This window comes from Frankia canadensis (assembly GCF_900197875.1).
Lineage (GTDB): Bacteria > Actinomycetota > Actinomycetes > Frankiales > Frankiaceae > Frankia > Frankia canadensis.
Genome location: NZ_FZMO01000113.1, coordinates 14,209 through 25,620, shown reverse-complemented (window position 1 = coordinate 25,620; position 11,412 = coordinate 14,209). Strand labels below are relative to the sequence as shown.

The following is an 11,412-nucleotide window of genomic DNA, read 5'->3' as shown; positions in this document are numbered from 1 at the left end:
CGAGGTGGCCGCGCGGGCGAATCCGCTGATCGAGGTCGTCCATGCCGCGAATGACTGTCACCTGCCCCCGGCACGGTGACCTGGGTCCAGGTCAGGGTCCGCTCAGGGCCGGCGCGAGGGCGAGCAGGTCCTCGGCCAGAGCCACGTCGCCATCGACGACGACGTCCAGGTCGGGCCTGGCGATCCGGTCGCTGACGAGAAGGCAGAACGCGACCGTGTCGACGGTCAGCTCGGCGTCGACACCGTCGCCGGCCGCCTCGATCCCGCCGCTCGGTGCCGGCGCCCCCAACCGCACCAGCCAGGACCCCCCGCCGGGACCGGTCAGCGCCAGCGCCACGGTGCCCGCCTGGCCACGCGTGGGGCTCCGGGCGGCGAGACCGGCGAGTGTGCGCGCCGCGAGGTCGGCCATGGGGCCGATGACCTCGCCGGCGGGGTCGGGCAGGCGCATCCCCGTGCCCAGCGCGATGTCCCGCGCGTGGATCCACGTCTCGAAGGCTCGCGTCACCACGTGCCCGGCGACCGGCATCGTATGGCCCGCCACCTGCAGGACCCGGTCCGGGAACGCGGACGGCGCACGCAACGCGGCGGCGAGCGTGGTGACGGCATCCCACCACAGAGCTCGCCGCTCGGGCAGGGTGCGCTCGGCGGCGGTCCAGGCCAGCACCGCGCGGGTCGCGCTCTCGAGGTCCGCCTCGGCGGCCACCGGGAGTTCCGTCGGGGCTCCGAGCGCGCAGGTCAGCTGCGCGTAGCCGGCGGCCAGGTGGGTGACGAGGTCGCCGAGAGACCAGTCCAGGACCGGGCTGGGACGGGTCAGACGCGCGGGGTCGACGCCTGCCAGCACCGCGTCGAGCATGCCCGCGGCGGCGCGGAAGGAGGCGGCGAACGCGGGAACCTCGGGCACCGGAGGTCGGCTGGCCCGCGCCGCCGCCAGCAGCGCGCCGACCGGCGGCGGCCCGGGCGGGGCAGACTGGCCGCCCATACCCGAACCGTCACCCAGGCTCGGGACATCGGCGCCGCCGGGCGCCGGGATGGTGCTGGCCAGCGCGGCGAGCAGCATGGACTCGTAGTCGTCAGCCACGGCTCACCCCTCGATTGTCTCGTCGGCCAGGCACCGCGCCAGCCGCTGCAGCGCCAACCGCAGGCGCGATTTGGCCGTACCTTCCGGAATACCCAGTTCGGCGGCGACCTGACGGTAGGTCAGGCCCTGGTAGAACGCCAGCTCCACCGCCACTCGCAACGCACTCGGCAGGCCTCGCACCCCGCGGCGCACCCGCTCGACCGTCTCGGCGTCCACGACGACCTCGTCCACGGGAACCGCCTCGACGTCGCTGGCCCGCTCGGCGATGGCCAGCGGCAGGCCACGGCGGCGCTGCTCGGCGCGCACCCAGTCCACCGCCCGTCGATGCGCCAGCAGCGCGAGCCACGCCCGCAGGCTTCCCCGGCCGGGGTCGTAGACCAGCGGGCTGCGCCAGAACTGGACGAACACCTCCTGGGTGACGTCCGCCGCCGCGTCGGGATCGCGGATGACCCGGAACGCCACCGCGGTGACCAGCGGCGCGAACGCACCGTAGATCTCGGCCAGCGCGGACTCGTCCCCCGCAACCAGCCGACCATGCCAGTCCGCGTCGGAACAGACCGGTGAGACCACCTGCGCCGTGCTCTCGCCTGCCACCGTGACCCCCACCCCCAGAAGGGAGATCATCGTAGCGTGCGCGACGCCGCAGGCGGACCGGTCGGTGGCACAGCGCCATCGATCGGTCTCCTTCGCCGGCCGAACGTCGTGCGGCCACGCTCCCTCCGCGCGTATTCGTCGGGCGACGGCTGGCGGATGACGAACGTCGCTGATCCCACAGAATCCATCCGGCGCCGCGGCATCCGACGAACCCCCTGGTGACGTCAGCCGCGGAGCTGACGCACGGACAAGGGACACCACACATGCGTCTTCGCAGAATCGCCGTCGCCCTCTCGCTCGCGGCGGCCGCCACCGTTCCCGCCGTCGTGCTCGCCGGACCGGCCCGCGCCGCGGACAGCTGCGTCAACCAGTTCACCGGCGCAAGCCTCACCGCGACGCTGGAGGGCACGAACGGCCCGGACATCCTCGACCCGGTCTCGAATGCCGTCGTGTCCGCGAAGGGCGGCAACGACGTCGTGCGGATCTTCCCCGGAGTCAGGAACGTGACCATCTGCCTCGGTGACGGGGACGACCAGGTCGTCAGCGTCGACAGCTTCCCGACCTATCGACTGTCGGTGATGGGCGGCCCCGGCGACGACTTCATCTTCGGCTCCACCGCGGCAGACGCCCTCAACGGCGGCACGGGCTACGACACCATCGACGGCCGTGACGGCTACGACACCTGCACCAACGCCGAGTCAACCACCAGCTGCCCGTAGCCCGCGCATCGTCCGATCTCGTCACCCAGTCGGGTTCCGAACGAGCCCGGCTGGTCGACGATGATGCTGGCTGGGACCTAGGTGATCTTCCGCCCCTGGGGTAGCCGGGGTCTGGCCAGGCGGTTCCCATGGCATGATTCCGCTTGTGATCAGCGAGCCGCAAGAGCCGGTGCCACCGGGAAAGCCCGTGCATCCCCGTGCCGTGGAGGATCTGATCCAGGCGGAGTTCGAGGGTGTGGCGTTGTCGTTCAGGTTCTTCTGGGGCCACCGGCCGGCGGCTGGTGGCGGGGTCGGCGCGAGTTGTCTGAGTCAGTGGCTCGCCTCGGCGTTCACCGTCGACAAGCGACGATACGCCACGGCGGAGCATTTCATGATGGCTGGCAAGGCGCGGCTGTTCGGTGACGATGACGCCCTGGAAACGATCCTCGCCGCGCCGGATCCGGGCAGGGCGAAGGCGCTTGGCCGCCGCGTTCGCGGCTTCGACGAGGCGATCTGGGAGCGGCATCGCTACGAGATTGTCGTGGCGGGCAACCTGGCGAAGTTCGCCCAGAATGACCGGCTGCGTGGCTTTCTGCTTGCCACGGGCGACGATGTTCTTGTCGAGGCGAGCCCACTGGATGCAGTCTGGGGAATTGGTCTGTCGGCCGGCGATCCACGTGCCACCCGCCCCGCCGACTGGCCTGGTCTAAACCTTCTCGGCTTCGCGCTCATGGATGTTCGTGCGATGCTGCGATCCTGATGCCGTGCCCGGTACGTCCGTACGCGGGTCATGCTAAAAGTGGCTCCGATTCCGGCGGATATAGCGGACATCGCGATACTCGTCGAGGTCAGAGCGACCGGCGGCGAACATTCTCGGGGCAGGCGGGCGCGGCGAGGGATCCCAGCGCGCGCACCCACATCCACCTGGGAAGTCCGCGGAGCCGGATCGCGTCAGCGGCGCGTGCCGGGGTCGGTGGGGCCCTGGGGACGGTCGGGAAAAAAGATCTCCTCGATGGTCAGGTCGAAGATGTCGGCGAGAGTGAAGGCGAGGGGCAGGCCGGGGTCGTACCGTTCGGTCTCGATCGCGTTGATGGTCTGCCGGGACACCTGGCATCGGTCGGCCAGGTCGGCCTGACTCCAGTGGCGCTCGGCTCGCAGCGTGCGTAGCCGGTTCCTCACCGGTGCAGGCGGGTGCGCAGGTCCGCGATGGTGAACCAGATCCCCACGCCGCCGAGGACGATCGCCTCACTGAGGGGGCGCAGCCCGATGATGTCGGTGGCGTCGAGCAGCACGGCGGCCTGAAGGCCCACGAGGACGGCGGCGAAGGCGATCGCCATGCTCTCCAGCTGGATCTTGCGCTGGTACTCGTCGGCGCGGCTGAAGGCCCGCACCAGGACCCACGCGACGGAGAGGGTGAAGGCGCCGGTCACGCCGAGCCACCAGCCCTTCTCGGCGCTGCTCGGGTCGGGGGAGCTGCCCAGTGCCAGCGCGATCATCCCGAGGAGGGACACCGGGATCCCGTCGATCATGATCGCCCTGCGGGCGTCGCGTGTCACGTTGTCCTGCCGAGCCTCGTCAGCCATGGGTCAAGTGTAAAGCTGGCTTTCCATCTAGTAAAGCAGGCTTTCCATTTCGGGTGCCCCGGGCTCGAACCTCCTCCGGGAGTCCGAGCCGCGCAGGGAACCCGCGGGCGCGGGGAGCATGGGGGAAAGGCGGCTTGAGGACGCCGGACACGTCGATGCCGATGGCGCGCAGGGCTTCGGCTTCGGCTCCCTCCAGCAGCGACCTGATGGTGCGCATGTCCCGTACGGCGCGGGGCAGCCTCTGTCAGGGAGCCGAGTGCTCAGGGACCGGACAGGCTCGGAGCCAGAGCGAGCAGATCGGCGGCGAGCTGGTCGTCGCCCGCGGTCCGCCGGGGCAGCGCGGAGGGGGGTAGCCGGTCGCCGACGACCAGGCAGAACTCGACGATGCCCGCACTCAGCACGCCCCCGCTGCCTGGCCGCGCCGGACCTGGCGCGACCCCCGCCTCGTGGGCGCCCACGGGGTCCAGCGTCCAGCTGCCGCCGCCCGGGCCGGTCAGGGTGACGTGCAGCGCCGCGTCGGTGCTCCGTCCGGTGCGTGCGGCGGTCGTGGCCGCCCAGGGGGAGGCCAGCAGCCGCAGCGAGAGGTCGGCCATGGCGTGCAGGTCGAACCCGCCGGGGTCCGGGGGGTGCAGGCCTGCGGCCGCGGCGACGTCACGAGTGTGGATCCAGGTCTCGAAGGCGCGGGCGATCAGGTGATCGTTCACCGGAGCTGCCAGTGGGCCTACCGTCACCACCCACGCCGCTGGGTTCCGCCCGGAGTGGTTCACAACGGTGCACAGCCGCCCGGCCCGCTCGTACCAGCGCTGCCAGACGACCTCGATGGGCCAGTCCCGGGCGTGGTCGTGGACGGCGAGCGTTCGGGTCAGCGGGTCGTCGTCGGTCGCGGCGTGCCCGCTCAGCGCGTCGAGCAGCAGTCCGTCTACGGCGTAGAGGTGCAGGATCAGCTCCCGGACCGACCAGCCGACGGCGGCCGGGCGTGACCACAGGTCGGGAGCCATCTCGATCAACACCCGATCGAGCGCGCCGACCCGGTTCCCATAGCACGCCGCACCCACTCCGCGGGCCGGTCCTGCGGGACCGCTGGACGGTGCCAGATCGAAGCCGGGGGCGGAGGGCCAGACGGCGAGCGCCGCGGTGAGGACGTCGGTGAGCGAGCCGGGGCCGTCGATCGGCGGCTCAAGGTCGTGCGGACCGGCGGTGACGGCCGTCCCCGAGGACCACGGCAGCGCGGCTGGCAGGAGACGGGCCGCGTCGGCGGCGCAGGTCGCGCAGTGGCCGAGATGCGTCTCGACGACATCCGCCTCGGCCGCCGTGCAGGCGCCCAGTACGTACGCGGCCACCAGATCACCGACACAGGAACCGCCGGCGGGAACCTCCGGTGGGTCCGGCGTCACGGGGAGACTCCTTGGGCGGCGAGAGCGCGGGCGAGGGAAGTGAGAGCCGCGCGCATGCGGGACTTCGCGGTTCCTTCGGGGATGGCCAGCCGCAGCGCGATGTCACGCTAGGTCAGTCGCGTGTAGTACGCCAGCTGCACCACCTCACGCTGCTGCGGGGGGAGTGCGGCGACGGCGGCGCGTACCGCGGCCGTGTTCTCGCGCGCGAGCAGCTCGCTGTCGGCCGGCGCCTCGGCGGCGCGTTCGACGAGGGCCAGGGCGACCCGTTCGGTGGGCCGCCGCGCGGTCTCCCGGCGCACCCAGTCGACGGCACGCCGGTGCGTGAGCACCGCGAGCCAGGTGCGCAGCTCGCCGCGGCACGGATCGAAACGCAACGGATGCTGCCAGAAGGCGACCAGGACCTCCTGCAGCACATCCCGGGTGGCATGGGCGTCCCGGGTCACTCGCATGGCGACGGCGAGCAGGTAGGGAGCGTAGCGCTCGTGCACCTCAGCGAGCGCCGCAGGATCACCGGATACCAGCCGGCCGTGCAACTCGACGATCTCGCCACCCGAGGACGACGGAGGTGGCGGCGACGCGGGTGATGGGCGTGCCGAGGCGGCCGGGTGCGGGACTTCTGCCGGTTTGGCCGGATCACGCACGATCGGGATAGTAACGCAGGGGGCCGCCGTCGTTCGATCAACGCGGGTCATGGGGGAGGGAGAACCTGACCACCGGCGCGCAGAGCCACGGCTGCCCCCACGATGATGATTACGGCCGCGCTCGCCACCGGCGCCCAGCGCAGGCTCGCGGTGAACCCGGGGACCAAGGCCTGCGCCCGGCGCAGCAGCGGGATGATGGTGCGATCGAGCAGGAATCCCACGCCGACCAGGGTCACCGCCATCCCAGTGCCGTAGGCCAGGACCAGCAGCACCCCGAACCACGCCCGCCCCAGCGCCACCGCCCCGAGCAGCACGATCACGGCCGACGGCGTCGGCACCATCCCACCGGCGAACCCGGCGGCGACCAGCCCACGCAGTGACGGCGCCTCCGTCACGGCGGGGTGCGTATGCCAACGCCCCCCGTGAGCGTGCGCGACCCCCTCGCGACGCCCACGCCCGCGCGTGTGGCTGTGCCCGCGCGTGTGGCTGTGCTCGTGGGCGTGGCGGTGATCATGGCGACGGCCGTGATCGTGGGTGTGGGTGTGGCCGTTGTCCCGGCCTGGATGGTCGTGGCCGGAATGGCTGTGCTCGGGATGGCCTTGCTCGGGATGGCTGTGCTCGGGATGGTGGTCGTGGTCGTGGTCGTCGGGGTGGTCGTGGTCGCGGTGGGGGTGCTCGTGGCCGGGGAGGTCGAGGCCGGGGGAGCCGCGGGCCAGGCGTGAGCGCAGCAGGCCCGCGCCGACGCCGACCATGAGCAGCCCGCTCGCCACGCCGAGCCAGGGGTACACGCGCTCCGGCGCGAAGCCGCTGGACGCCGACAGCACGAGCGCGAGGACCAGCACGCCACACGTGTGGGTGAGGGTCACCGCCGCGGCGGTGAGGGCCAGCTGCCGGCGCGTCACCGAACCGCCGACGATCCGGGCCGCCATCACCGTCTTCCCGTGCCCGGGGGCGAAGGCGTGCGCCGTGCCCAGCACGACCGCGGCGAGCAGCGCGAGCAGAGCGACGCCGAGGGACAGTGAGGTGCGCCGGACCAACCCGTCCAACCAGCCGGACAATCCGCCGCCCACCCGTCGGCTCGCAGTCGCGTCAGCCGGCCCGCGCTGCCCTGTACTGGACGTGTCGGCGGTGCTGGCCGGGGGGCCGGAGATCAGGTCCGGGGCCGGCGGGCCGCCGAGGCGCACGGTGACGTTGGCGCGGGTGACGTCCGAGCCGCGCGCCAGGGGATCCGTGGGATACCGGGTGAGCAGCGCGGTCGTCGAGCGGTCGGGAACGTCCGAGGCGATCACCGTCGCGCCGTCCCCGAGGGCGACCGTCTCCCGCCACCCGATCCGATCGGTGTAGGCGGTCAGCGCGTACCGGACCGTCCGTGCCGCCCCCGCCGTGCCGCCGGCAGCAGGAGCCGTGGTGGCGGCGTAGCGGCATACCAGGCGGGTCGTCGCCAGCCCGCCGGCGCCGGCGGGGAACGTGACCGAGGTGCCGGTCACGGCCAGGGCGAGACGGTGGCCGTCGAGGGCCAGGGCAGCCTGACCGGCGGTGCGGGCGCACTCGGCCCGCTGCCAGCGCTGGGCGCCGAGCCGGTCGACGTCCGGGCGCAGCTGGGCGGTCGGGATCTCGGCGGCGTCGACGACCACGTCCACGCGGATCTGTGTGACGCCCACCCGCAGCACGCTGGCGGTGTTGACGGTGAAGTTCCCCAGCGGATGCGCCGACGCGGACCCGCCGGCGGTCAGGACGAACACCGCCACGGCCACTGCCAGCACACCGGCACGGCCCAGGCGCCGGCGCGGACGCGGTTCCCGGCTCATCGGCGTGCCGCCTCGAGGGAGGCGAGCAGGGTGCGCGCCCGCGGGGAGTGCCGCGGGGAGAAATGCGGGTCCATGGCCAGCGCCGAGCGCAGATCGGTGATCGCCCCGGCGGGCTGGCCGAGAGCGGCGCGGATCTCGCCGCGGTGATACGAGAACAGCGCTCGGTGCAGCCCCAGCGCGAGCGCCGCGTTCGCGGACGCCAGCGCCTCACGGTCCCGGCCGAGGCGGTGCAGCGCCCAGCCGCGCGCGTCGTCGACGAAGACGCCGGCGCGATGCGGTGCGGCGCCCGGCGCGGGCGTCAGCGCGGCCAGTGCCGCGGCCGGATCACCGTGGTCGGACTCGAACAGCGCCAGGTCGACGTCCACCTCGACGCCCTGGGCGCGAAACAGTGCCGCCGTGGTGCGCACCAGGTCGTACTGCCGTCTCGCTTCGTCGGGCCGGCCCGACGCCTCGAGCAGTTCGCCGTACTCGGCGACGATCCACGGCTGGGGACTGCGGGTCGCGGCGACGCCGTAGTCCGCCAGGGCGGCGGTGGTCTGCCCGCGGGCGGCGGCCAGCCGGGCGCGTCCCACCAGCAGCTGCACCGACGACGGGTCGTGGGCGAGTCCCGTCGCGTAGGCGACGGCCGCGCCGTCGAGGTCGCCGCGCTGGCGAGCCAGTTCCCCCAGGTGGAAGGAGGCGAACGTGATGTCGGCGGGGGAGGTGGCGTCGGCGAGGACACGGCGCAGCAGGCTGGCCGCCTCGTCGGTCTGTCCGCGCAGCTCCTCCGCGTACGCGGCCCTGACCAGGGATCCCACATCGGGACGGAGATCGACCGCGGCCTGCGCGGCCTGCCAGGCCTCGGGATAGCGCCCGAGTTCGACGAGGGCGTCGAAGCGGATGCCGTGCGCGGTCGCGTTGTACGGGTTGGCGGCCAGGGCATGGTCCGCGTCGCGCAGCGCGGCGGGGAAGTCGTGGCGCGCCGCGGCGAGCGCCGCCCGTCCCGCGAGCGCGGGATCGTTGTCCGCCCGCAGCGCCAGCGAACGGGCGAACGCGCCGTCCGCGCGCGGATAGGAGGTCGGATCGCCGCGCAGCCGGGCCTGCTCGACGTAGGCCAGGCCGAGCGCGGCCCAGCTCGTCCAGTCCCGCGGTACCCGTCCAAGCCGGTCCTGCAGACCCGCGACGGACGCACCCGCCGGGTCAGTCTGGTCCGTCAGCTCAGCCGGACGGAGGCGCGCCGCCGAGCTGCTCGTGCGGCCAGCCGCGGGTCCGGTCATCGCCGCTGGCACGTGACCGGCATCGGCGGACGTGGCGGCCAGTCGGACCTCCGGCCGGCTGACCGTCACGGCGCTGCCCGTCAGGCCGAGCACCGCCGCCAGGACGGCGAACGTCAGCATCCGGCGCGCCCTGGTGCTCCGCAGCCCTGTCATGACCGCCATCCCAAGGCCGTCCTCCCGTGTCCGCGTCCATGTCCGCCTGTCACCGGCCAGGCCACCGGCCAGGCCGACAGCCAGGCATCGGTTGTTCGGCCCGCGGCGGCGCACGGATCACCGCCGGCCGCGCCGAAGGGTGTCGGGTATCCGACACATCCGGGTCGCCCGCGGCGCCGAACCATCGGCGATCACCGAGACCGCGCCCGAGGGCCGGTCCCCACTCCAGGGAGAACCATGAGAGAACTGACGCCCGGGGCCGGCCCCACTGCCGGCGTTGGCCCCACTGCCGGCGCTGGCCCCGCTCCAGGCGCCGTCAGAGACCGTCCGCCTCGGGCCTGGCTGCCGCGCCGGTGCCGCAGCCGTCATCGCCGGATCGTCGGCGCGGGCGCGCTGGTCGTGGGCATGACGGCCGCCACGCTCGCCGCCGTGCCCACCGCCGCCGAGGCGTCCAGCCACCGGGAGGCACCACTGATCAGCGCCGACCCGACGGTCGACAACACCGACACCTACGCCTTCGTCAGCCCGGACGACCCGAAGTCCGTGACGCTCGTCGCCAACTGGTCGCCCTTCCAGAAGCCGGCCGGCGGGCCGAACTTCTACCCGTTCGCCACCGACGCCCAGTACGACATCCACGTCGACAACGACGGCGACGCCAAGCCCGACATCACCTTCCGCTGGACGTTCACCAGCAGCTACCGCAACCCGAACACGTTCCTGTACAACACCGGGCAGGTGACCTCGTTCAACGACCCCGACCTGAACTTCCGCCAGACCTACCGGCTCGAGCGGATCGCCGGCGGGAAGACGACCACCCTCGCCGACAAGGTGCCGGTGGCGCCGTCGTTCGTCGGCAACGCGTCCATGCCGGACTATCTCGCGCTGCGCACCTCCACGCTGCGCACCCTGCCTGGTGGCGCGAAGACGTTCGCCGGGCAGGCCGACGACCCGTTCTTCGTTGACCTGCGGGTGTTCGACCTGCTCTACGGCGCCAACCTGTCCGAGGTCGGCAAGGACACCCTCGCCGGATTCAACGTGAACTCGATCGTGCTGCAGGTACCCAGGTCGGAGCTCGCCCTGCGCCGCGACGAGAAGCGCAATCCGGTGATCGGCGTGTGGAGCAGCACCCAGCGCCGCGGCGCCGCGCTGCTCGGCCCGACGGGCGGCTCCGGCCAGCGGATGTCGTTCGGCGGCTGGTCGCAGGTGTCCCGGCTCGGTTCCCCGCTCGTCAACGAGGTCGTCGTACCCGTGGGCCAGAAGGACCGCTTCAACGCCTCCACGCCGAGCACCGACGCGCAGTTCCTGAAGTTCGTCACCGACCCCGAACTGCCGAAGCTGATCCAGGCCATCTACAGGATTCCCGCGCCGGCGGCCCCGCGCAGAGATCTGACCGCGGTGTTCCTGACCGGGGTGAGCAAGGACAACGTCGGCGTCGACCTGAACGCACACACCCTCAACGCCGACGCCGACCGGGCGAGAATCGCGCCGTCCGAGCAGCTGCGGCTGAACATGTCCATCCCACCGACCGCGGCACCCAACCGCCTCGGCGTCCTCGGCGGTGACAAGGCCGGTTACCCGAACGGACGCCGCCTCGGCGACGATGTCCTCGACATCTCCCTGCAGGCCGTCGAAGGCGCCCTGCTGCCCAACCCGCCGGCCGCCGTCGCCGGACTCGGCGACGGGGTGAACGGAACCGACGTGCGTTTCCGGGGCTGGTTCCCCTACGTCGGCCTGCCCACCTCCGGATCGAACTGACCGACGAGCGGTGACACCATGAATCGATTTCCGCGCGCCGGCGTGGCCGCTGTCCTGATCGCCGTCCTCGCCACCGCGGCGGCGGGCTGCGCGGACAACGGCCCGCCGCCCGCGCCGCCGCTGCCCCAGGCGGCGTCGTTCACCGCCGGCATCTGCCGGCAGCTGGCCCCCGACCTGATCGAGACGCTGCGTCTCGCCCAGGCCGACCACAGCGGCCCGAACGGGATCGCGACGCTCTCCCGCGCGCTCGTCCCGTCCCAGGAGAAGCTGTACAGCCAGCTCGACACGGCCGGCGAGTACGTCGCCGACCTTGAGAGGGTGACCACCGCCGTCGGCTTCCTGCGGCTGCGCAGCGACGCCGGCACCTATCAGCCCGCCCTGCTCACGGAGGTGACGACAAGCACCCGGCACCTGGTCGACCGCTGCACCTGAGGGCCCCCGCCCCGCCGTCA

12 protein-coding genes are annotated in these 11,412 nt (G+C 72.8%); 4 read left to right on the top strand and 8 right to left on the bottom strand.

The features are described 5' to 3' along the window. Positions 1-91: 91 nt before the first annotated feature. Together C1A33_RS11880 and C1A33_RS11875 are read right to left on the bottom strand one after the other, a co-directional pair. Entirely contained in the window at positions 92-1,078 is a 987-nt protein-coding gene (locus tag C1A33_RS11880) for a maleylpyruvate isomerase family mycothiol-dependent enzyme (protein ID WP_101831570.1), read from the bottom strand. A 3-nt stretch (positions 1,079-1,081) separates the two neighbouring features. Next, positions 1,082-1,702: an RNA polymerase sigma factor gene (locus tag C1A33_RS11875; protein ID WP_101831569.1), complete on the bottom strand. Its 621-nt coding sequence runs from the start codon at positions 1,700-1,702 to the stop codon at positions 1,082-1,084. A gap of 233 nt (positions 1,703-1,935) precedes the next feature. Between C1A33_RS11875 and C1A33_RS11870 the strand changes: the two genes are divergently transcribed. Both C1A33_RS11870 and C1A33_RS11865 read left to right on the top strand, forming a co-directional pair. Continuing rightward, positions 1,936-2,391: a hypothetical protein gene (locus C1A33_RS11870; RefSeq protein ID WP_101831568.1), complete on the top strand. Its 456-nt coding sequence runs from the start codon at positions 1,936-1,938 to the stop codon at positions 2,389-2,391. A 133-nt stretch (positions 2,392-2,524) separates the two neighbouring features. After that, positions 2,525-3,130: an NADAR family protein gene (locus tag C1A33_RS11865; RefSeq protein WP_101831567.1), complete on the top strand. Its 606-nt coding sequence runs from the start codon at positions 2,525-2,527 to the stop codon at positions 3,128-3,130. A 191-nt stretch (positions 3,131-3,321) separates the two neighbouring features. Here the strand turns inward: C1A33_RS11865 and C1A33_RS11860 are convergent, their stop codons facing one another. The 6 genes from C1A33_RS11860 to C1A33_RS11835 form a co-directional block, all read right to left on the bottom strand. Further along, entirely contained in the window at positions 3,322-3,549 is a 228-nt protein-coding gene (locus C1A33_RS11860; protein WP_101831566.1) for a helix-turn-helix transcriptional regulator, read from the bottom strand. After that, positions 3,546-3,953: a hypothetical protein gene (locus C1A33_RS11855; protein WP_165818341.1), complete on the bottom strand. Its 408-nt coding sequence runs from the start codon at positions 3,951-3,953 to the stop codon at positions 3,546-3,548. The genes C1A33_RS11860 and C1A33_RS11855 overlap by 4 nt, the downstream gene beginning before the upstream one ends. Positions 3,954-4,213: 260 nt before the next feature. After that, positions 4,214-5,347 carry a maleylpyruvate isomerase N-terminal domain-containing protein gene (locus tag C1A33_RS11850; RefSeq protein ID WP_101831565.1) on the bottom strand — a complete coding sequence of 378 codons (1,134 nt, stop codon included), beginning with the start codon at positions 5,345-5,347 and terminating at the stop codon, positions 4,214-4,216. 107 nt (positions 5,348-5,454) lie between these two features. Continuing rightward, complete coding sequence (locus C1A33_RS11845) at positions 5,455-5,988, bottom strand: RNA polymerase sigma factor (protein ID WP_243407453.1); 534 nt, start codon at positions 5,986-5,988, stop codon at positions 5,455-5,457. 47 nt (positions 5,989-6,035) lie between these two features. Next, positions 6,036-7,796 carry a nickel/cobalt transporter gene (locus tag C1A33_RS11840; RefSeq protein WP_101831564.1) on the bottom strand — a complete coding sequence of 587 codons (1,761 nt, stop codon included), beginning with the start codon at positions 7,794-7,796 and terminating at the stop codon, positions 6,036-6,038. Continuing rightward, positions 7,793-9,205 (bottom strand): tetratricopeptide repeat protein, encoded by a 1,413-nt coding sequence (locus C1A33_RS11835; protein WP_243407452.1) that lies wholly within the window; start codon positions 9,203-9,205, stop codon positions 7,793-7,795. Before C1A33_RS11835 ends, C1A33_RS11840 begins: the two co-directional genes overlap by 4 nt. A 405-nt stretch (positions 9,206-9,610) precedes the next feature. On the opposite strand from C1A33_RS11835, the gene C1A33_RS11830 reads away from it, so the two are divergent. Together C1A33_RS11830 and C1A33_RS11825 are read left to right on the top strand one after the other, a co-directional pair. After that, positions 9,611-10,960 (top strand): DUF4331 domain-containing protein, encoded by a 1,350-nt coding sequence (locus C1A33_RS11830; protein ID WP_243407451.1) that lies wholly within the window; start codon positions 9,611-9,613, stop codon positions 10,958-10,960. An 18-nt stretch (positions 10,961-10,978) separates the two neighbouring features. Beyond that, positions 10,979-11,392, top strand: coding sequence for a hypothetical protein (locus C1A33_RS11825; RefSeq protein WP_101831562.1), 414 nt, complete (start codon positions 10,979-10,981; stop codon positions 11,390-11,392). Positions 11,393-11,412: the final 20 nt, after the last annotated feature.

Excerpts from the sequence above, each read along its gene's own strand:
- C1A33_RS11875 (WP_101831569.1), bottom strand. The coding sequence starts at position 1,702 with ATGATCTCCCTTCTGGGGGTGGGGGTCACGGTGGCAGGCGAGAGCACG.
- C1A33_RS11870 (WP_101831568.1), top strand. The coding sequence starts at position 1,936 with ATGCGTCTTCGCAGAATCGCCGTCGCCCTCTCGCTCGCGGCGGCCGCC.
- C1A33_RS11865 (WP_101831567.1), top strand. The coding sequence starts at position 2,525 with ATGATTCCGCTTGTGATCAGCGAGCCGCAAGAGCCGGTGCCACCGGGA.
- C1A33_RS11855 (WP_165818341.1), bottom strand. The coding sequence starts at position 3,953 with ATGGCTGACGAGGCTCGGCAGGACAACGTGACACGCGACGCCCGCAGG.
- C1A33_RS11840 (WP_101831564.1), bottom strand. The coding sequence starts at position 7,796 with ATGAGCCGGGAACCGCGTCCGCGCCGGCGCCTGGGCCGTGCCGGTGTG.
- C1A33_RS11835 (WP_243407452.1), bottom strand. The coding sequence starts at position 9,205 with ATGACAGGGCTGCGGAGCACCAGGGCGCGCCGGATGCTGACGTTCGCC.
- C1A33_RS11830 (WP_243407451.1), top strand. The coding sequence starts at position 9,611 with ATGACGGCCGCCACGCTCGCCGCCGTGCCCACCGCCGCCGAGGCGTCC.
- C1A33_RS11825 (WP_101831562.1), top strand. The coding sequence starts at position 10,979 with ATGAATCGATTTCCGCGCGCCGGCGTGGCCGCTGTCCTGATCGCCGTC.